The sequence below is a fragment of the Aeromonas sp. FDAARGOS 1404 genome (assembly GCF_019047085.1).
Lineage (GTDB): Bacteria > Pseudomonadota > Gammaproteobacteria > Enterobacterales > Aeromonadaceae > Aeromonas > Aeromonas veronii.
In genome coordinates this window covers 1,403,573-1,425,512 of record NZ_CP077237.1, presented here as the reverse complement: position 1 = coordinate 1,425,512, position 21,940 = coordinate 1,403,573, and the positions used below count along the sequence as shown (strand labels likewise).

The following is a 21,940-nucleotide window of genomic DNA, read 5'->3' as shown; positions in this document are numbered from 1 at the left end:
GAAGCCTTTCAAGGAGTTCTCAATGAGTGAAATCTATCTGGGTGTGAACATCGACCATATCGCCACCCTGCGCAACGCCAGGGGCACCCAGTATCCGGATCCGGTTCAGGCCGCCTTCGTGGCCGAACAGGCCGGGGCCGATGGCATTACCGTGCATCTGCGAGAAGATCGCCGCCACATCACCGACCGCGATGTGGAGATCCTGCGCCAGACCATTCAGACCAGAATGAATTTGGAGATGGCGGTGACCGAAGAGATGATCGGCATCGCCTGCCGCATCAAGCCTCACTTCGTCTGTCTGGTGCCGGAGAAGCGCACCGAAGTGACCACCGAGGGCGGTCTGGACGTGGCCGGTCAGCTGGCCAAGGTGACTGATGCCGTTGCCCGTCTCTCCGCGGTGGGAGCTCAGGTATCCCTCTTTATCGACGCCGATCCCATCCAGATCGATGCAGCTGCCGAGAGTGGCGCCCCCTTTATCGAGATCCACACCGGCCGTTACGCCGATGCCACCACAGATGCGGAGCGCAATGCCGAGTTCAAGCGCATCGCCGCCGGTGCCTCCTATGCCGCTGGCAAGGGCTTGAAGGTCAATGCCGGCCACGGCCTGCACTACCACAACGTCAAGGCCATCGCCGCCATCCCCGAGCTCTATGAGCTCAACATCGGCCACGCCATCATCGGCCGCGCCGCCTTCGACGGCCTGGCCAAAGCCGTGAGCGACATGCGTCTGCTGATGCAGGAAGCCCGTCAGGGGATCTGAGTTGCAAAATAGGCCCGCGGCCTGAGACCGGCCGCCAAAAATAACAAGGGACGCCACGGCGTCCTTTGTTGTTTTTAGGTCTATTAATGCGGGGCTAATGAGTTGGCGGCACCCGCGCAGTAATAACCCAGCACAATCGGCTATAAGCAGTTGATGTCAAAAGGGTTACACTGGTTGACCCTGTGAGTTGGACGAGATTGTTATGGATCATCCCCTGTACCACCCCGATATCACCGACCTTGAACCTGTCGCCCGCGCGGCGGGAGCGGCCATCATGGCCATCTACAGCCAGCCCTTCGCGGTGGAGTACAAGAGCGACGAGAGCCCGCTGACCGCGGCCGACAAGGGGGCTCATGAGGTGATCGTTCAGGGGTTGGCACGGCTGACTCCGGATATTCCCGTACTGTCTGAGGAGTCGGGGTCCGAGGTGATGGCGGCGCGCCACGGCTGGTCCCGCTACTGGCTGGTGGATCCCCTCGACGGAACCAAGGAGTTTGTCTCCCGCAACGGTGAGTTCACCGTCAATATCGCGCTGATTGAAGAGGGGACGCCGCGCTGGGGATTGGTCTATGCCCCTGTGCTGGACAAGCTCTGGTATGGCGGAAAGGGGCTCAGTGCCTGGCGCATCGCCGATGGCAAGCGCGAGCCTATCCAGACCCGGCCTCATCGTGAAGGCGAGGCGTGGCGAGTGGTGGGCAGTCGCAACCACCTGTCGCAGGAGACCCTCGATTTCTTGGCGCCGTTTGGTGAGATCGAGCTGGTTTCCATGGGCAGTTCGCTGAAGTTCTGCATCATCGCTGAGGGGGACGCCGAGCTCTATCCGCGCCTCGCACCCACCTGCGAGTGGGATACTGGTGCGGCACAGGCGGTGCTGGAGGGGGCGGGTGGCTGCGTCACCCAGCTCGATGGCTCACCGCTGCGCTACAACAAGCCCGACATCCTCAACCCCTGGTTTGTCGCCAGGGCATAAACGAGATATCGGGATGCAAAAAGGCCGGACTGGAGTGAACTTCCAGTCCGGCCTTTTTTATTTCGCTATGTGCTTTGGATCAGAAGACCTTCTTGAACGGCTTGATGGTCACTTTGGCATAGACGCCAGCTGCCACATAGGGATCGGCATCGGCCCAGGCTTTGGCGTCAGCCAGCGAGGTAAACTCGGCGATGACGGTGCTGCCGGTAAAACCTGCATCTGACGGATCCTCTGCATCGATGGCAGGATTAGGACCCGCGGTCAGCAGGCGACCTTCATCCTGCAGGGCTTGCAGTCGGGCCAGATGGGCAGGGCGAACTTGCTTGCGCAGTGGCAGGCTATCGGGGACATCTTCGGAGTAGATGAGATACCACATGAGACAATCCTTTTCTGATGAGGGTTACTTTTTGGGTTCGTCTTTTTGCTGGGACAACTGCTCGGCAGGGATGTGGCGGTAGAGATAGACGCCGCTCAGCAGGGTAAAGACCAGCGTCATCCCCAGCAGACCGAACACCTTGAAGTTGACCCACATCTCCTGCGGCAGGTTGAACGCCACATAGAGGTTGAGCAGGCCGCAGACGGTAAAGAAGCCGACCCAGCCGAGATTGACCTTGTCCCAGACTGCATCGGGCGCTTGCAGCTCCTTGGCCAGCATCTGTTTGATCAGGTTCTTGCCAAAGCCGTAGCGGCTGATGAGCAGACCCAGTGCAAACAGTACGTTGATGACAGTCACTTTCCACTTGATGAAGGTGTCATCGTGGAAGAAGACGGTGAGGCCGCCGAAGAAGCCAACCAGCAGGAAGGTAAAGAGCTGCATCTTCTCGACTTTGCGATAGCGGATCCAGCTATAGGCGAGCTGCAGACCGGTGACCACTACCAGTGCGCCGGTAGCCATGTAGATGTCGTAGAACTTGTAGACCGCGAAGAAAACGATAAGTGGAATAAATTCAATAAATTGCTTCATGTCTGGCGCCTAGTCCTCAAAGATGGCCTGCAAATTTCGCCCAGTCTACCTGCATGGCGGACAACGGCAAATGAATAAGACCGCTCATTTTTACGCCGGTTCCGCGCTGTCGCCAAACAGTTGGCGTGCAATGGAGATCCCCAGTCGTTGCTGATCGGCCAGCAGGTCGCGGATATGGCGCTCTTCAATCAGAGGGTTGAGCAGCACGGCGCGCAGCAAGGTGAGAGGCTGTGCGCCGTAGCGCACCACCGCCCGCTGGGTACGTGAGACAAAGCTGTGCCCCTCGGCCCGCTGGGCTTTTTGCAGTGCCACGTTGAAGTCGTTGATCTGCGCATTGGCCGTCTCATCCAGCACCTTGCCCTGCAGGTGGGGCGGGATGCAGCGGTAGGAGAGCAGGTTCATCACCGGTGCCGACATCAGCTCGAAGGCGGGGTCACTTTCGATGAGATCTGCCATCAGCCGGGCGCGGTCGTAGTTGGCTTCGATAAGCTCGGCGTAACCTTGCTGGCCGAAGAGTTGGAAAGCGGCATCCAGATAGAGGGCATTGGCCGGGCGGGTGCCCTCCAGGGTAAAGCGACCCTGATCGAACGAGGTGGCACGAATGGCGTAGGGCGCCTCCCGCTTGACCGCCATCATCAGGTCGGGCTGGCGGCAGAGCAGCATGCCGGTACCAAGCGGCACCAGCAGTTGCTTGTGGCCATCGAGGGTGACGGTGTCGGCCTGCTCTATTCCGGCCAGCAAACCTTGATAGCGGGGGGAGAAGAGGGTCGGGCCACCCCAGGCGGCATCCACGTGGAAGTGGATCTGCTCGCGCTCGGCTATGGCGGCCAGCTCAGGCAGGGGATCGATGGAGCCAAAGTCGGTACTGCCTGCCACGCCGACCAATGCCAGTACTTTCAATTTCTGCTCTTTGCACTGGATCAGCGCCTGCTCCAGCGCAGCCAGACTGAGCCGGTTCTGCTCGTCGGTCTCAAGGCGCCAGACGCTGCGGGCGCCCAGTCCCAGCAGATCCATTCCCTTGTCGAAGGAGTAGTGCATCAGGCGTGAACCGAGAATGACGGCGCCCCGATAGCCCTGCTCATAGAGGGCGAACAGGTTGTCGCCACAGGCGCGGTTGCGGGCCAGCCACAGTGCCGTGACGTTGGCGATGGTGCCGCCGCTGGTCATGACGCCGAGGGCGGCATCCTTGGCATGCATCTGCTCGCCGTAGAAGGCATCGTCCCGGCCATAGATGAGGCGGTGCAGCTTGGCCAGCACCTCTCGCTCCAGAAAGCTGAGCAGGCGGGAGGACTCCATCTTCATCGGATTCTGGTTGAGCATCACCAGCAGGCGCGACAGCTCGGCGGTATAGGCTGGCAGTGGCGCCGTCATATGGCCCATGTAGCGTGGCGAGGTGAGGTGCGAGGCACCGGGCACCAGAGTAGCCAGCCGCGCCAGATACTCCTCGATAGATTGGCCGACTGCAGGCATGCGGGATTGATCGAGCTGGTGGGTGAACAGGTCGCGCTGATAGGGGGCCTGACTGTCGTCGGAGTGGTGGAAGCTCTCCAGCAAGGTGTTCATCGCCTCGCCAAAGGCGGGATCCGCTTGTGCAAACAGCTCAGTCAACTTCATCAGGTTCTCCAGACCAGGTCACCGGGGTAGGTGTTTATGCCGCTTGTCTCGGGCATCGGCGGCAGAGCATACACCAAAGGTTGGCAGGTGACAGCCACTCCATTTTTTAAGCGAACACTTGTACTCCGAAATGGCGCTGGGTAGAGTGAGCCACAGTTATTGTGGAGTCGATGTTATGAGTGGTGTGATGGATTACTCCCCCCGGGAGGAGCTGGCAAACCGGCTGAGTCACGGTGCGGGATTGTTGCTGGGGATTGTCGGGCTGGTGCTGTTGCTCATCAAGGGATGGGGGCAGGGTACGCAGGCGCTGGTGAGCTACAGCCTTTATGGCGGCAGTCTGGTGCTGCTCTATCTCGCCTCGACCCTCTACCACAGCATGGCGGAAGGGCGGGCCAGACGCTGGTGCAAGGTGTTTGATCACTGCGCCATCTATCTGCTGATTGCCGGCACCTATACCCCCTTCCTGCTGGTGGCGCTCGATACGCCGCTGGCGAAGGGCTTGATGGTGGTGATCTGGGCCCTGGCGCTGGCTGGGGTGGCGTTCAAGCTGGTGTTTATTAACCGTTTCAAGAAGTTGTCGCTCTTTACCTACCTGATGCTGGGTTGGCTGTCGCTGGTGGTCATCTACCAGCTCTATATCCATCTGGCCGGTGAGGGGCTGCTGCTGCTCGGGCTTGGCGGCCTTATCTACAGCCTCGGGGTCATCTTCTATGTGGCCAAGCAGATCCCCTATAACCACGCCATCTGGCATCTCTTTGTGCTGGGTGGCAGCGTTTGTCACTTTATGGCCATTTACGGCTACGTCGCCTAACGTCTTGCAACTAGCCCTTAATTGGTATTTTTAGCGCGTAAAAGGATAAATTCGTGCGGTATCACACAGTTGGCATCAGCGTTTGCTGACAAGCTAGGGCCAGTTCAATTCGCAAAGGATGCACGAAATGAGTGAAATCGCGCTTTCCATCAGCATGTTGTCGCTGGTGGCAGTGCTAGGACTCTGGCTGGGAAACTGGCGAGTCTATGGCGTTGGCTTGGGAATAGGGGGGGTGCTGTTCGGTGGCATCATTGTGGGTCACTTTGCAGGCGCCTCCGATCTCGCGCTGGATGCACAAACGCTTCACTTTATTCAAGAATTCGGCCTGATCCTGTTTGTCTATACCATCGGCATCCAGGTCGGGCCGGGTTTCTTCTCGTCATTGCGCAGTTCGGGTCTCAAACTCAACGCCTTTGCCGCCTTGCTGGTCATCCTTGGCTGCGTGGTGGCCGCTGGCTTGCATCAATTTTTCGATGTGCCGTTGCCGGTCATTCTGGGGGTCTTCTCCGGTGCCGTCACCAATACGCCATCTCTCGGTGCGGGCCAGCAGATCCTGGCCGAGCTGGGCGCCGCGCCCGGTTCTACCGGCCTGATGGGGATGGGATATGCGGTTGCCTATCCGTTTGGTATCTGTGGCATTTTGCTCACCATGTGGCTGGTCAGGGTCTTCTTTCGCATCAAGATCGACGATGAAGCCGCCCAGTTCGAGCTACAAACCGGTAAAACCAAGGAGAGCTTGCAGACCATCAACATCGCGGTGCGCAATCCCAACATGCACGGCCTGATGCTGAGCGAGATCCCGAGTCTCGACGAGTCCGATGTCATCTGTTCACGGCTCAAGCGTGGCGACGAGCTGATGGTGCCACGGCCGGAATCCCGTATCGAACTGGGTGACTTGCTGCACCTGGTGGGTGAGCGCCATGCGCTGCACAAGGTGTTGCTGGTGTTGGGGGAGGAGGTGGAGACCTCGCTCTCGACCCGCGGCACCGATCTGCGAGTCGAGCGGGTTGTGGTGACCAACGAGCAGGTTCTTGGCAAGAAGATCCGCGATCTGGATATCAAACAACGCTATGACGTGGTGATCTCGCGCCTCAACCGTGCCGGTATCGAACTGGTGCCGACCAGTCAGACCAGCCTGCAGTTTGGCGATATTCTCAACCTGGTGGGGCGCCTCGATGCCATCGAAGCTGTCACCAATGTGGTCGGCAACGTGCAGCAAAAACTGCAGCAGGTGCAGATGTTGCCGGTATTTATCGGGATTGGCCTTGGCGTATTGCTCGGCTCCATCCCCTTCTACCTGCCCGGTTTCCCGGCCGCTCTCAAATTGGGTCTGGCGGGTGGGCCACTGGTGGTGGCGCTGATCCTGTCGCGGATCGGCAGCATCGGCAAGCTCTACTGGTTCATGCCACCCAGCGCCAACCTGGCGCTGCGGGAGATCGGGATCGTGCTGTTTCTGGCGGTGGTCGGCTTCAAGTCCGGTGCCGGCTTCGTCGATACCCTGATCAACGGTGATGGCCCAGCCTGGATGCTCTACGGTATGGCGATTACCCTGATCCCGCTGCTGGTAGTCGGTGTGCTGGCGCGCCTCTACGGCAAGATGAACTATCTGACCCTGTGCGGCTTGCTGGCCGGCTCCATGACAGATCCTCCCGCGCTGGCCTTTGCCAACGCCATGCACCCGACCAGTGGCGCCAGTGCGCTCTCATACGCTACTGTCTACCCGCTGGTTATGTTCCTGCGGATCATCTCGCCACAGCTGCTGGCTATCATCCTCTGGGCGGGGGCCTAGGGTTAATCCTGACGGGAGCATGCTTTGTCATGCTCCCGTCATCATTCTGTAATTTATTGATAATTTTGGTTTTTGCCATTCTCGCAACCTCGTTTTACACACTTCTGTCTGGCTGAACAGTTCAGCCTCAAATCGGTCTATCCTTTCGAATTTTCGAGCTGGTTATTTTTTCCCTCAGTCTGCAAAGTAGGCTGTGGCTTATTGCATTCAAATCAGGATTCAGGAGAGAACATGATCACCAATGCCGTTACCTTGGAACAGGGCGTAACCGTAACCCAACTTAAAGGACAAATTTATCTGGTTGCCGCAGATGGCAGCCGGAAGCTGTTGGCTGAAGGTGATGTGCTGCCGAAAGGGGCGGTGATCATGTCGCCGGATGGCGCCAGTTTCATGGGCGGCGGACAGTCATTCAATGTGCAACCAGCCAGCGAGCAGAGTGAGCCTGCCGAAGAGGGAGATGCTCCCCAGCTGGCGCAAAACGGCGCTGCAGGTACTCCTGATGATATCAGTGCCTTGCAACAGGCGATCTTGGGTGGCGCGGACCCGACCCAGGCCTTTGAAGCCTCTGCCGCAGGCGGTGCACCTGCTGCCGGTGGTGGCGGTATTGGGGGCGTCGCCGGTGCCAGTGGCAACGGCGGTTTTGTCACCATCGACCGTACCGGTTCCGCAACCATTGCTGAAGCCACTTTCGATACCACCTACAACGCCAATGGTGAGCCACCGCTTGAAGCCGTTGGTGAAGATGATCCCCTTTTTACCTCCGCCAACCTTGTCTTGAGTGCAGATGCACAGGTGAATGAAGGTGGGTTTATCACCTTTACTGCGACATTAGATGAACCTGTTTTTGGTTCTGACTTGGTTATTCAGCTGTCAAATGGTGCAGTGATCACCATTCCCGTCGGCCAGAGTTCCGGTTCAGTCACTGTTGCTGCTCCAGCAGACAGCCCTTATGTCGACCCGTCAACGATCACCGTTTCGATTACCGGTACTCAGGGCGGTGGTTTCAACCAGATTATCACTGGACCTTCAACGACTACCCAGATTAACGACACTGTCGACACCACCACCGTGACCCTGGGCGCCCCGGCGCAGGTCAACGAAGGGGGCCAAATCACCTACAGCGCCAGCGTCAATAACGCCCCGCAAAGCGATCTGGTGCTGACCCTGTCCAACGGCGCCAGCATCACCATCAAGGCGGGCGAGCTGAGCGGCAGCGTGACGGTCGATGCCCCGAGAGACGACGTTTACAACGATGGCAGCAGCCTGACGGTGAGCATCACCGGCAGCAGCGGTGGCAACTACGAGCAGCTGGACACCAGCAGCAAGGTGACCACCGAGGTGGTCGACACTGTCGACACTACCACCGTGACCCTGAGCTCGGCCACCAACGGCCAGACCGTGACCGAGGGCGGCAGCATTGTCTACACCGCCAGTGTCAGCAACCCGGTGACCGGCAGCCCGCTGACCGTGACCCTCTCCAACGGGGTGGTGATCACCATTCCAGTGGGCAGCAGCAGTGCCAACAGTGAACCGGTACCGGTTCGTGGAGATGACATTTATCAGCAAGGTGAAGAGTCACTGAGCGTCACTATCGACAAGACTAGCGGCGGCAATTACGAGAATTTGGTTAGCACTGGCACTATCACCAATACAGTCGTGGATGACAGTGACGTGACCACCGTGACTCTGCGTGGGCCGGGGAGCGTAGTGGAAGGCGAGAGCACGGTGACCTACATCGTGACCCTCAGCGATGCCGCGCCGGCAGGTAGCATCGTGACTCTGAGTTACACCTACACCACTGCCAGTGGTGCTGACATCACCGAGACTACCCAAGCGGTTATTGGTGCTGATGGTAAGACAGCAACATTTAGTATTTCTACCTTGGCCGACTTCATATATGAAGGAAATGAAAGTTTTGATGTCTCTGTCAGTGGTATTCAAGTGCCAATAGGCACGTTAGGTTTTGAAAAACTGGATCTGTCAGATGCGAATATCAAGACAATTATCACTGATGAAGCAGACCGTCCGACCCTGTCGGTCACCGATGCCGGTGACGTGTCTGAAGGCAGCAACGCGGTGTTCACCGTGGGCCTGACCCATGCTACCGAAGCGCCGCTGACCATTAACCTGGGGCTCAACCTTGGCACTGCCGAGGCGGGTGACCTTGGCACCATGACCGTCACCTATGTGGACGGCAACGGCGACACCCAGACCTTAACCGTGGCCACCAATGGCGATGTCACAGTCCCGGCGGGCGTGACCAGCCTGACCGTGACCGTGGCCACCACCCAGGACAGCGTCTATGAAGGCGATGAAACCTTCAGTCTGAAAGTGACCGAAGCTGGCGGCGTGACCACCAATGGCAGTACCGGTGTGACGGGCAATGCCACCATCGTTGATGATGGCTCCGTCACCCCACCGGGCGGCGGCACCCCGGACGATGATCGTCCGACCCTGTCGGTCACCGATGCCGGTGACGTGTCTGAAGGCAGCAACGCGGTGTTCACCGTGGGCCTGACCCATGCTACCGAAGCGCCGCTGACCATTAACCTGGGGCTCAACCTTGGCACTGCCGAGGCGGGTGACCTTGGCACCATGACCGTCACCTATGTGGACGGCAACGGCGACACCCAGACCTTAACCGTGGCCACCAATGGCGATGTCACAGTCCCGGCGGGCGTGACCAGCCTGACCGTGACCGTGGCCACCACCCAGGACAGCGTCTATGAAGGCGATGAAACCTTCAGTCTGAAAGTGACCGAAGCTGGCGGCGTGACCACCAATGGCAGTACCGGTGTGACGGGCAATGCCACCATCGTTGATGATGGCTCCGTCACCCCACCGGGCGGCGGCACCCCGGACGATGATCGTCCGACCCTGTCGGTCACCGATGCCGGTGACGTGTCTGAAGGCAGCAACGCGGTGTTCACCGTGGGCCTGACCCATGCTACCGAAGCGCCGCTGACCATTAACCTGGGGCTCAACCTTGGCACTGCCGAGGCGGGTGACCTTGGCACCATGACCGTCACCTATGTGGACGGCAACGGCGACACCCAGACCTTAACCGTGGCCACCAATGGCGATGTCACAGTCCCGGCGGGCGTGACCAGCCTGACCGTGACCGTGGCCACCACCCAGGACAGCGTCTATGAAGGCGATGAAACCTTCAGTCTGAAAGTGACCGAAGCTGGCGGCGTGACCACCAATGGCAGTACCGGTGTGACGGGCAATGCCACCATCGTTGATGATGGCTCCGTCACCCCACCGGGCGGCGGCACCCCGGACGATGATCGCCCGACCCTGTCGGTCACCGATGCCGGTGACGTGTCTGAAGGCAGCAACGCGGTGTTCACCGTGGGCCTGACCCATGCTACCGAAGCGCCGCTGACCATTAACCTGGGGCTCAACCTTGGCACTGCCGAGGCGGGTGACCTTGGCACCATGACCGTCACCTATGTGGACGGCAACGGCGACACCCAAACCTTAACCGTGGCCACCAATGGCGATGTCACTGTCCCGGCGGGCGTGACCAGCCTGACCGTGACCGTGGCCACCACCCAGGACAGCGTCTATGAAGGCGATGAAACCTTCAGTCTGAAAGTGACCGAAGCTGGCGGCGTGACCACCAATGGCAGTACCGGTGTGACGGGCAATGCCACCATCGTTGATGATGGCTCCGTCACCCCACCGGGCGGCGGCACCCCGGACGATGATCGCCCGACCCTGTCGGTCACCGATGCCGGTGACGTGTCTGAAGGCAGCAACGCGGTGTTCACCGTGGGCCTGACCCATGCTACCGAAGCGCCGCTGACCATTAACCTGGGGCTCAACCTTGGCACTGCCGAGGCGGGTGACCTTGGCACCATGACCGTCACCTATGTGGACGGCAACGGCGACACCCAGACCTTAACCGTGGCCACCAATGGCGATGTCACAGTCCCGGCGGGCGTGACCAGCCTGACCGTGACCGTGGCCACCACCCAGGACAGCGTCTATGAAGGCGATGAAACCTTCAGTCTGAAAGTGACCGAAGCTGGCGGCGTGACCACCAATGGCAGTACCGGTGTGACGGGCAATGCCACCATCGTTGATGATGGCTCCGTCACCCCACCGGGCGGCGGCACCCCGGACGATGATCGCCCGACCCTGTCGGTCACCGATGCCGGTGACGTGTCTGAAGGCAGCAACGCGGTGTTCACCGTGGGCCTGACCCATGCTACCGAAGCGCCGCTGACCATTAACCTGGGGCTCAACCTTGGCACTGCCGAGGCGGGTGACCTTGGCACCATGACCGTCACCTATGTGGACGGCAACGGCGACACCCAGACCTTAACCGTGGCCACCAATGGCGATGTCACAGTCCCGGCGGGCGTGACCAGCCTGACCGTGACCGTGGCCACCACCCAGGACAGCGTCTATGAAGGCGATGAAACCTTCAGTCTGAAAGTGACCGAAGCTGGCGGCGTGACCACCAATGGCAGTACCGGTGTGACGGGCAATGCCACCATCGTTGATGATGGCTCCGTCACCCCACCGGGCGGCGGCACCCCGGACGATGATCGCCCGACCCTGTCGGTCACCGATGCCGGTGACGTGTCTGAAGGCAGCAACGCGGTGTTCACCGTGGGCCTGACCCATGCTACCGAAGCGCCGCTGACCATTAACCTGGGGCTCAACCTTGGCACTGCCGAGGCGGGTGACCTTGGCACCATGACCGTCACCTATGTGGACGGCAACGGCGACACCCAAACCTTAACCGTGGCCACCAATGGCGATGTCACAGTCCCGGCGGGCGTGACCAGCCTGACCGTGACCGTGGCCACCACCCAGGACAGCGTCTATGAAGGCGATGAAACCTTCAGTCTGAAAGTGACCGAAGCTGGCGGCGTGACCACCAATGGCAGTACCGGTGTGACGGGCAATGCCACCATCGTTGATGATGGCTCCGTCACCCCACCGGGCGGCGGCACCCCGGACGATGATCGCCCGACCCTGTCGGTCACCGATGCCGGTGACGTGTCTGAAGGCAGCAACGCGGTGTTCACCGTGGGCCTGACCCATGCTACCGAAGCGCCGCTGACCATTAACCTGGGGCTCAACCTTGGCACTGCCGAGGCGGGTGACCTTGGCACCATGACCGTCACCTATGTGGACGGCAACGGCGACACCCAGACCTTAACCGTGGCCACCAATGGCGATGTCACAGTCCCGGCGGGCGTGACCAGCCTGACCGTGACCGTGGCCACCACCCAGGACAGCGTCTATGAAGGCGATGAAACCTTCAGTCTGAAAGTGACCGAAGCTGGCGGCGTGACCACCAATGGCAGTACCGGTGTGACGGGCAATGCCACCATCGTTGATGATGGCTCCGTCACCCCACCGGGCGGCGGCACCCCGGACGATGATCGCCCGACCCTGTCGGTCACCGATGCCGGTGACGTGTCTGAAGGCAGCAACGCGGTGTTCACCGTGGGCCTGACCCATGCTACCGAAGCGCCGCTGACCATTAACCTGGGGCTCAACCTTGGCACTGCCGAGGCGGGTGACCTTGGCACCATGACCGTCACCTATGTGGACGGCAACGGCGACACCCAGACCTTAACCGTGGCCACCAATGGCGATGTCACAGTCCCGGCGGGCGTGACCAGCCTGACCGTGACCGTGGCCACCACCCAGGACAGCGTCTATGAAGGCGATGAAACCTTCAGTCTGAAAGTGACCGAAGCTGGCGGCGTGACCACCAATGGCAGTACCGGTGTGACGGGCAATGCCACCATCGTTGATGATGGCTCCGTCACCCCACCGGGCGGCGGCACCCCGGACGATGATCGCCCGACCCTGTCGGTCACCGATGCCGGTGACGTGTCTGAAGGCAGCAACGCGGTGTTCACCGTGGGCCTGACCCATGCTACCGAAGCGCCGCTGACCATTAACCTGGGGCTCAACCTTGGCACTGCCGAGGCGGGTGACCTTGGCACCATGACCGTCACCTATGTGGACGGCAACGGCGACACCCAAACCTTAACCGTGGCCACCAATGGCGATGTCACTGTCCCGGCGGGCGTGACCAGCCTGACCGTGACCGTGGCCACCACCCAGGACAGCGTCTATGAAGGCGATGAAACCTTCAGTCTGAAAGTGACCGAAGCTGGCAGCGTGACCACCAATGGCAGTACCGGTGTGACGGGCAATGCCACCATCGTTGATGATGGCTCCGTCACCCCACCGGGCGGCGGCACCCCGGACGATGATCGCCCGACCCTGTCGGTCACCGATGCCGGTGACGTGTCTGAAGGCAGCAACGCGGTGTTCACCGTGGGCCTGACCCATGCTACCGAAGCGCCGCTGACCATTAACCTGGGGCTCAACCTTGGCACTGCCGAGGCGGGTGACCTTGGCACCATGACCGTCACCTATGTGGACGGCAACGGCGACACCCAAACCTTAACCGTGGCCACCAATGGCGATGTCACTGTCCCGGCGGGCGTGACCAGCCTGACCGTGACCGTGGCCACCACCCAGGACAGCGTCTATGAAGGCGATGAAACCTTCAGTCTGAAAGTGACCGAAGCTGGCGGCGTGACCACCAATGGCAGTACCGGTGTGACGGGCAATGCCACCATCGTTGATGATGGCTCCGTCACCCCACCGGGCGGCGGCACCCCGGACGATGATCGCCCGACCCTGTCGGTCACCGATGCCGGTGACGTGTCTGAAGGCAGCAACGCGGTGTTCACCGTGGGCCTGACCCATGCTACCGAAGCGCCGCTGACCATTAACCTGGGGCTCAACCTTGGCACTGCCGAGGCGGGTGACCTTGGCACCATGACCGTCACCTATGTGGACGGCAACGGCGACACCCAGACCTTAACCGTGGCCACCAATGGCGATGTCACAGTCCCGGCGGGCGTGACCAGCCTGACCGTGACCGTGGCCACCACCCAGGACAGCGTCTATGAAGGCGATGAAACCTTCAGTCTGAAAGTGACCGAAGCTGGCGGCGTGACCACCAATGGCAGTACCGGTGTGACGGGCAATGCCACCATCGTTGATGATGGCTCCGTCACCCCACCGGGCGGCGGCACCCCGGACGATGATCGCCCGACCCTGTCGGTCACCGATGCCGGTGACGTGTCTGAAGGCAGCAACGCGGTGTTCACCGTGGGCCTGACCCATGCTACCGAAGCGCCGCTGACCATTAACCTGGGGCTCAACCTTGGCACTGCCGAGGCGGGTGACCTTGGCACCATGACCGTCACCTATGTGGACGGCAACGGCGACACCCAGACCTTAACCGTGGCCACCAATGGCGATGTCACAGTCCCGGCGGGCGTGACCAGCCTGACCGTGACCGTGGCCACCACCCAGGACAGCGTCTATGAAGGCGATGAAACCTTCAGTCTGAAAGTGACCGAAGCTGGCGGCGTGACCACCAATGGCAGTACCGGTGTGACGGGCAATGCCACCATCGTTGATGATGGCTCCGTCACCCCACCGGGCGGCGGCACCCCGGACGATGATCGCCCGACCCTGTCGGTCACCGATGCCGGTGACGTGTCTGAAGGCAGCAACGCGGTGTTCACCGTGGGCCTGACCCATGCTACCGAAGCGCCGCTGACCATTAACCTGGGGCTCAACCTTGGCACTGCCGAGGCGGGTGACCTTGGCACCATGACCGTCACCTATGTGGACGGCAACGGCGACACCCAGACCTTAACCGTGGCCACCAATGGCGATGTCACAGTCCCGGCGGGCGTGACCAGCCTGACCGTGACCGTGGCCACCACCCAGGACAGCGTCTATGAAGGCGATGAAACCTTCAGTCTGAAAGTGACCGAAGCTGGCGGCGTGACCACCAATGGCAGTACCGGTGTGACGGGCAATGCCACCATCACCGACAACGACAGCGCACCGAAGGTGGCAACCATCGTGGGTGACACAGTGGTGGAAGGGAATGCCAACAGCTTTGCGGTGGGGCTGACCAACACCTCGAGCACCCCGACCACGCTGACGCTGACCCTGGCCAGTGGCACTGCCACCAAGGGGGTCGACTTCAGCGGCACCCAGGTGACCGTCACTATCGGCACGGCGGTGCAGACCGTGAACGTCAATGCGGATGGCACCTTCAACGTGACGGTACCGGCCAACACCGACAGCTTCAGCGTCAAGGTGAGCACCGTGAATGACACCGTGTTCGAGGCGAGCGAGAACTACACCCTGAGCGGTGCAGGCACCAGCAGCACCGTGACCGGCACGGCCACCATCACCGACAACGACAGCGCACCGAAGGTGGCAACCATCGTGGGTGACACAGTGGTGGAAGGGAATGCCAACAGCTTTGCGGTGGGGCTGACCAACACCTCGAGCACCCCGACCACGCTGACGCTGACCCTGGCCAGTGGCACTGCCACCAAGGGGGTCGACTTCAGCGGCACCCAGGTGACCGTCACTATCGGCACGGCGGTGCAGACCGTGAACGTCAATGCGGATGGCACCTTCAACGTGACGGTACCGGCCAACACCGACAGCTTCAGCGTCAAGGTGAGCACCGTGAATGACACTGTGTTCGAGGCGAGCGAGAACTACACCCTGAGCGGTGCAGGCACCAGCAGCACCGTGACCGGCACGGCCACCATCACCGACAACGACAGCGCACCGAAGGTGGCAACCATCGTGGGTGACACAGTGGTGGAAGGGAATGCCAACAGCTTTGCGGTGGGGCTGACCAACACCTCGAGCACCCCGACCACGCTGACGCTGACCCTGGCCAGTGGCACTGCCACCAAGGGGGTCGACTTCAGCGGCACCCAGGTGACCGTCACTATCGGCACGGCGGTGCAGACCGTGAACGTCAATGCGGATGGCACCTTCAACGTGACGGTACCGGCCAACACCGACAGCTTCAGCGTCAAGGTGAGCACCGTGAATGACACCGTGTTCGAGGCGAGCGAGAACTACACCCTGAGCGGTGCAGGCACCAGCAGCACCGTGACCGGCACGGCCACCATCACCGACAACGACAGCGCACCGAAGGTGGCAACCATCGTGGGTGACACAGTGGTGGAAGGGAATGCCAACAGCTTTGCGGTGGGGCTGACCAACACCTCGAGCACCCCGACCACGCTGACGCTGACCCTGGCCAGTGGCACTGCCACCAAGGAGGTCGACTTCAGCGGCACCCAGGTGACCGTCACTATCGGCACGGCGGTGCAGACCGTGAACGTCAATGCGGATGGCACCTTCAACGTGACGGTACCGGCCAACACCGACAGCTTCAGCGTCAAGGTGAGCACCGTGAATGACACCGTGTTCGAGGCGAGCGAGAACTACACCCTGAGCGGTGCAGGCACCAGCAGCACCGTGACCGGCACGGCCACCATCACCGACAACGACAGCGCACCGAAGGTGGCAACCATCGTGGGTGACACAGTGGTGGAAGGGAATGCCAACAGCTTTGCGGTGGGGCTGACCAACACCTCGAGCACCCCGACCACGCTGACGCTGACCCTGGCCAGTGGCACTGCCACCAAGGGGGTCGACTTCAGCGGCACCCAGGTGACCGTCACTATCGGCACGGCGGTGCAGACCGTGAACGTCAATGCGGATGGCACCTTCAACGTGACGGTACCGGCCAACACCGACAGCTTCAGCGTCAAGGTGAGCACCGTGAATGACACCGTGTTCGAGGCGAGCGAGAACTACACCCTGAGCGGTGCAGGCACCAGCAGCACCGTGACCGGCACGGCCACCATCACCGACAACGACAGCGCACCGAAGGTGGCAACCATCGTGGGTGACACAGTGGTGGAAGGGAATGCCAACAGCTTTGCGGTGGGGCTGACCAACACCTCGAGCACCCCGACCACGCTGACGCTGACCCTGGCCAGTGGCACTGCCACCAAGGGGGTCGACTTCAGCGGCACCCAGGTGACCGTCACTATCGGCACGGCGGTGCAGACCGTGAACGTCAATGCGGATGGCACCTTCAACGTGACGGTACCGGCCAACACCGACAGCTTCAGCGTCAAGGTGAGCACCGTGAATGACACCGTGTTCGAGGCGAGCGAGAACTACACCCTGAGCGGTGCAGGCACCAGCAGCACCGTGACCGGCACGGCCACCATCACCGACAACGACAGCGCACCGAAGGTGGCAACCATCGTGGGTGACACAGTGGTGGAAGGGAATGCCAACAGCTTTGCGGTGGGGCTGACCAACACCTCGAGCACCCCGACCACGCTGACGCTGACCCTGGCCAGTGGCACTGCCACCAAGGGGGTCGACTTCAGCGGCACCCAGGTGACCGTCACTATCGGCACGGCGGTGCAGACCGTGAACGTCAATGCGGATGGCACCTTCAACGTGACGGTACCGGCCAACACCGACAGCTTCAGTGTCAAGGTGAGCACCGTGAATGACACTGTGTTCGAGGCGAGCGAGAACTACACCCTGAGCGGTGCAGGCACCAGCAGCACCGTGACCGGCACGGCCACCATCACCGACAACGACAGCGCACCGAAGGTGGCAACCATCGTGGGTGACACAGTGGTGGAAGGGAATGCCAACAGCTTTGCGGTGGGGCTGACCAACACCTCGAGCACCCCGACCACGCTGACGCTGACCCTGGCCAGTGGCACTGCCACCAAGGGGGTCGACTTCAGCGGCACCCAGGTGACCGTCACTATCGGCACGGCGGTGCAGACCGTGAACGTCAATGCGGATGGCACCTTCAACGTGACGGTACCGGCCAACACCGACAGCTTCAGCGTCAAGGTGAGCACCGTGAATGACACCGTGTTCGAGGCGAGCGAGAACTACACCCTGAGCGGTGCAGGCACCAGCAGCACCGTGACCGGCACGGCCACCATCACTGACAACGACGCTCCCCCTACCGTGGTGATCAATAAACCTGCGGTGGTGTCCGAAGAGGGGCTGACCAACGGGTTGCCTGATACCACAGGTAATACTGATACCACCAATGCGACCATCGCTAGCGGCACTATTACAGTGGCGGATATCGATAGCAGTAGCGTGACGGTCAGCCTCTCTGGCCCGTCCGGGCTCAAGTCTGGCGGGCTGGATGTGAAGTGGAGTTGGGATGCGTCAGGCAAGGTGTTGACTGGGTATACCGGTACCTTGGGTGGTGCGGACTACAAGGCTGTGCTTGATGTCAAGCTGACTGCACCAGCAGGTAGTACCAAAGGAGATTGGGGTTATGACGTTACTCTGAAAGGCGCCCTCGATCATCCGGTGACTACTGCCGAGGATACGCTGAGTTTCAACATCGGAGTCTCTGTTTCTGATGGTCAGAGTACTACGAGTGCTTCGCTGCCCATCACTGTGGAGGACGATGCCCCCATTGCTGGCGATGCTGCCGCGGTTTCGCTGGTGAAAACCAGTATTCCTGATGTATTGACCGGCAAGTTCAGCATGACCGGCTATAGCGGGAATAGCACCAGCATTGATGGTGGCAAGTTCACCATCACGGCTAAAGGTTTCCTCTCTTCAACATCTACTGCTCTGACTGATGCGCTGGTTAATGGCTCGAGCGAAGGCATTGGTGTCAAGAGCTCGACAGCCCCTTACCACAATATTGAGAACGAGGTCGATTTCCGCAAACTGGCCGACGGCTCAGGGGTATCTGAAGAGCTGGTGATCAAACTGGATGCTGGCACTGTGGCTTACGGTGCCAAGATCGAGTTCAGCAAGATGTTCGGTGGTGAGCTGGAGAGTGGTGTGGTCGAGTTCTACCGTGATGGAGTTCTGATCTCAACACTTCCCTTTAGGTCGGATGCGGCGGGTGGAGAGTACAACCAGAACTTCCAAGTGCAGCAGGGTGGTTTTGACACCATGGTGATCAAAGCAACCGATAACGGCAATTCGTTCAACGTCAAGGACAACAGCGACTTTACAGTCAAGTCTATCGAGTTCCTTGGCTCCTCTACTCCGCAGGCAATTGCCTATGGCTCGGGGACAGTGGCACCGCAATGGGGAGCTGATGGTAAAGGGCGTCTGGAGCTGGTTACCGGCACCGTTGAAACGGGTCTGAAAACGGCAGCTGGTCTGGCAATTACCATTACCGCGGAAGGTGCCAACAGCATGGTTGGCAAGGCCAGTGATGGCAGCTTGATCTTCAAGATGCAATTCACGCCTGCAACGGGCAAGTGGGAATTCTTCCAGTATGCAGAGATGCAGCGCCCGGTTGGTGATGGCGACATCGACTTCACCTTCAAGGCCTATGATCGGGACGGTGACGGCTCGCAAGGCAGCTTTGCTGTCAACCCGCTGGCGCGCCCTGATGTAACCGGTGTATTGAGTGCCACTGTGGTTGAAGGGGCTACCTTGCAGCATGTTGTGACCTTGAGTGGTGCGACTAATGTAGCGACTGAGTACAGCCTCTCAATCGCGGGCAGTGGTACTCATGCTGCCTCTAACTCTGACTGGGGAACTCTGCAGTTCAGTCACGGTGTTACCTATAACAGCAGCACAGGCAAAATCTCAGTACCAGCTGGTGTGACGAGCTTTACCGTGTCAGTGCCGACAGTGAATGACAAGTTGGTAGAACAGACTGAAACCTTGACTCTGACAGTAGGTGGTGTGACCGGAGCCGGAACCATTACTGACAACGATCTCTCTGTGCGACTGAGCAATGGTCTGGTTGATGAGGATGGTTTGTCTGGCGGAAATGCACACTTGCCTGAGCCTGTGGGTATGCCTGCTAGCGGCCCGCTTTCTGTGACTCAGTCGCTGCAGGTGACTGATGGCAGTGGTGGCAATGTCTCTGGCGTACAACTCAAACTTGTTGGCATCACGGGTCTGAGCGGGGTGACGGGTATTGATGGTCAGCCGGTCAATGTTGTTCAGGATGGCGCCGGGCTCAAAGGGTACTTTGGTAACAACCCCGCCAATGTAGCCTTTACTGTGACGGTGGATAACAGTGCCAATCCACCGAGCTACACCTTTACTCTGCTCAAGCCGCTTAGCCACACAGTGGATGGTCAGAGCACAGCGTTGACCAGCCAGGACGAACTGCGCTTTACCGTCAACTATGAGGTAAGCAAATCTGGAGCTGAGACTGCCACTGGCTCGTTTGACTTGGCTGTGCGTGACGATGTGCCGGTTGCAGTGGTCGATGATGCCCGAGTTAGCGTTCTGGTTGATTCGTTTGATGTGAGTGGTATCGAGGCAAACTGGACTGATTGGAGAGGTGGATCCTCCGTGACTAGAGGGGACTCTAATGACAATGACTCTGGGTTGGATCAAATTCGCTGGGGAGGCGGTAACAATCCCTCTGGTTACGGTTTCATGGACAATGATGCCGCGTTGAACGGTGCAATTCCGATCAATGAAGAGATCAAACTGGGCACATTCACTCATTACAACAACCCGATTTATAACGATGCTATCAGTGCTGCAACGATGGAGGTTACTTTCTCCGTAACTGATGCATTGGGACGGGTCACGCCAATAAAACTTGTTGTGAATTTCAATCATAACGAAACCCCCAATGACAGATGGGGGAATGGTGATGACATCATCTCAATCGGTAATACGACTGCTACCTTCAACTTTGAAGGTAAGGCATACACGCTGGAGGTACTGGGTTTCCGCGATGCGGGTGGCAACGTGGTGAAGACTATCTACACCAAAGAGAATGCCAGCAACAGCTTCGATCTGATCGTCAAGTTGGTGGAGGGTTCTGGTTATCAGCTGCCACAGACCACAGGCAATGTGCTGGCCAACGATCTTGCCGGTGCTGATGGTGGTCTGAGTGTCATTGGCTACGGAGTCGGCAGCAGCTCGACCACCTATACCAATGGTGCGGGTACCCAGGTAGTTGGCCTGTACGGGGTACTGACCATTCTGGCCAACGGTGCCTATACCTATCAGGTCACCAAGAATGGCAGCCAGATCCCGGCTGATGCACGCGAGGTGTTCAGCTACAGCGTGCGCGATGGTGATGGCGATACCACCAACAGCACCTTGACCATCAGCGTCAATCCGGTGGACAGCAACGGGGTTCCGGTTCATCTGCCGCTGACGGTAGATGGTACTGACCTCAACGACTCTATCGTGGTACGCAATGGCGAGAGAGCGGCTAATCCTGACCGTCTTGATGTTTCCTTCGGCGGTAATCTGCTGGGCGAAGTCACTACCAGTAACGGCGGTACCGACCACATACATGCCGGTACCAGCTACAACAAGGGAAGTGCCGCCCAGACCGTCAGCAGCGGAGCAGGCAATGACCATATCGAAACCGGCAGCGGTAATGATGTGATTTATGCAGGCAAAACCGGGGCTGATGGATTCGGTACCGACGATTCGTTGCAACTGACGGTAAATCAGCTCAAGGCTCATCACATCATGACAGGCAGCTTGTCTGGCACAGATGCCATGCTCGATGGCGACGGTCTGTTGCTGAGTGTTGATGTCAGCAGTAGCAAAGCTGATGTGGTCAATGGTGGCAGCGGCAATGACAAAATCTACGGGCAGTCAGGTTCCGATATCTTGTTTGGCGGTACCGGTGACGACTACATCGATGGCGGTAGTCATAACGATGCGCTGCGCGGCGGTCTGGGGAACGATATCCTGATCGGCGGGCTCGGCAACGATGTAATGCGTGGTGATGGCGGTTCAGATACTTTCGTCTGGAATCAGGGGGATACAGTATCAGGCTCCCTGACCAAGGATTACATCATGGACTTCAACAAGGGGTCAGGCACCATCAACCGTTTGGAAGGTGACAAGCTGGATCTGAGCGATCTGCTGGATCACGATGGTTCTCACAGTACGACTGATCTGAAGAGCCTGCTCTCGGTGTTCCAGGACAATGAAGGGGTGCACCTGCAGGTCAAGGAGAGCAGTACTGCGCCGGTGACTCAGGAGATTGTGCTGATGAACCATACCTTCGACAGTCTGACGGGCGGTTCTGGCACCACGGCCAACCAGGTGATCGATTACATGTTGACCAACAACATGCTCGATATCGATAAGTAAGCCCAACTCGGGGCAATAAAAAAGCGGCAGAGCAA

Annotated in this window: 8 protein-coding genes; 5 read left to right on the top strand and 3 right to left on the bottom strand. The window is 59.6% G+C overall.

Going from position 1 to position 21,940, the window contains the following annotated elements; genetic code table 11:
• Positions 1–22 precede the first annotated feature (22 nt).
• Both pdxJ and cysQ read left to right on the top strand, forming a co-directional pair.
• The gene (gene pdxJ / locus I6L34_RS06465) at positions 23–760 is read left to right on the top strand and encodes a pyridoxine 5'-phosphate synthase (RefSeq protein ID WP_005340919.1); all 738 of its coding nucleotides are present in this window, start codon (positions 23–25) and stop codon (positions 758–760) included.
• A 214-nt stretch (positions 761–974) separates the two neighbouring features.
• The gene (gene cysQ, locus I6L34_RS06460; protein ID WP_058056997.1) at positions 975–1,730 is read left to right on the top strand and encodes a 3'(2'),5'-bisphosphate nucleotidase CysQ; all 756 of its coding nucleotides are present in this window, start codon (positions 975–977) and stop codon (positions 1,728–1,730) included.
• A gap of 79 nt (positions 1,731–1,809) precedes the next feature.
• Here cysQ and I6L34_RS06455 read toward each other — a convergent pair whose 3' ends face one another.
• From I6L34_RS06455 to I6L34_RS06445, 3 genes are all read right to left on the bottom strand, one after another.
• The gene (locus I6L34_RS06455) at positions 1,810–2,106 is read right to left on the bottom strand and encodes a YciI family protein (protein WP_058056974.1); all 297 of its coding nucleotides are present in this window, start codon (positions 2,104–2,106) and stop codon (positions 1,810–1,812) included.
• 24 nt (positions 2,107–2,130) lie between these two features.
• Entirely contained in the window at positions 2,131–2,694 is a 564-nt protein-coding gene (locus tag I6L34_RS06450; RefSeq protein WP_005354349.1) for a septation protein A, read from the bottom strand.
• A 90-nt stretch (positions 2,695–2,784) separates the two neighbouring features.
• The gene (locus I6L34_RS06445) at positions 2,785–4,308 is read right to left on the bottom strand and encodes an aminotransferase class V-fold PLP-dependent enzyme (protein ID WP_058058544.1); all 1,524 of its coding nucleotides are present in this window, start codon (positions 4,306–4,308) and stop codon (positions 2,785–2,787) included.
• Positions 4,309–4,483: 175 nt separating this feature from the next.
• Here I6L34_RS06445 and I6L34_RS06440 point away from each other — a divergent pair, with 175 nt between their 5' ends.
• The 3 genes from I6L34_RS06440 (at position 4,484) to I6L34_RS06430 (ending at position 21,905) form a co-directional block, all read left to right on the top strand.
• Positions 4,484–5,119, top strand: a complete 636-nt coding sequence (locus I6L34_RS06440; protein ID WP_058056972.1) for a hemolysin III family protein — start codon at positions 4,484–4,486, stop codon at positions 5,117–5,119.
• A 127-nt stretch (positions 5,120–5,246) separates the two neighbouring features.
• Entirely contained in the window at positions 5,247–6,908 is a 1,662-nt protein-coding gene (locus tag I6L34_RS06435) for a putative transporter (RefSeq protein ID WP_005335335.1), read from the top strand.
• A gap of 231 nt (positions 6,909–7,139) precedes the next feature.
• Complete coding sequence (locus tag I6L34_RS06430) at positions 7,140–21,905, top strand: immunoglobulin-like domain-containing protein (protein ID WP_216956210.1); 14,766 nt, start codon at positions 7,140–7,142, stop codon at positions 21,903–21,905.
• The last annotated feature ends 35 nt before the right edge of the window (positions 21,906–21,940 follow it).

Excerpts from the sequence above, each read along its gene's own strand:
- I6L34_RS06430 (WP_216956210.1), top strand. The coding sequence starts at position 7,140 with ATGATCACCAATGCCGTTACCTTGGAACAGGGCGTAACCGTAACCCAA.
- I6L34_RS06450 (WP_005354349.1), bottom strand. The coding sequence starts at position 2,694 with ATGAAGCAATTTATTGAATTTATTCCACTTATCGTTTTCTTCGCGGTC.
- I6L34_RS06455 (WP_058056974.1), bottom strand. The coding sequence starts at position 2,106 with ATGTGGTATCTCATCTACTCCGAAGATGTCCCCGATAGCCTGCCACTG.
- I6L34_RS06435 (WP_005335335.1), top strand. The coding sequence starts at position 5,247 with ATGAGTGAAATCGCGCTTTCCATCAGCATGTTGTCGCTGGTGGCAGTG.
- pdxJ (WP_005340919.1), top strand. The coding sequence starts at position 23 with ATGAGTGAAATCTATCTGGGTGTGAACATCGACCATATCGCCACCCTG.
- I6L34_RS06445 (WP_058058544.1), bottom strand. The coding sequence starts at position 4,308 with ATGAAGTTGACTGAGCTGTTTGCACAAGCGGATCCCGCCTTTGGCGAG.
- I6L34_RS06440 (WP_058056972.1), top strand. The coding sequence starts at position 4,484 with ATGAGTGGTGTGATGGATTACTCCCCCCGGGAGGAGCTGGCAAACCGG.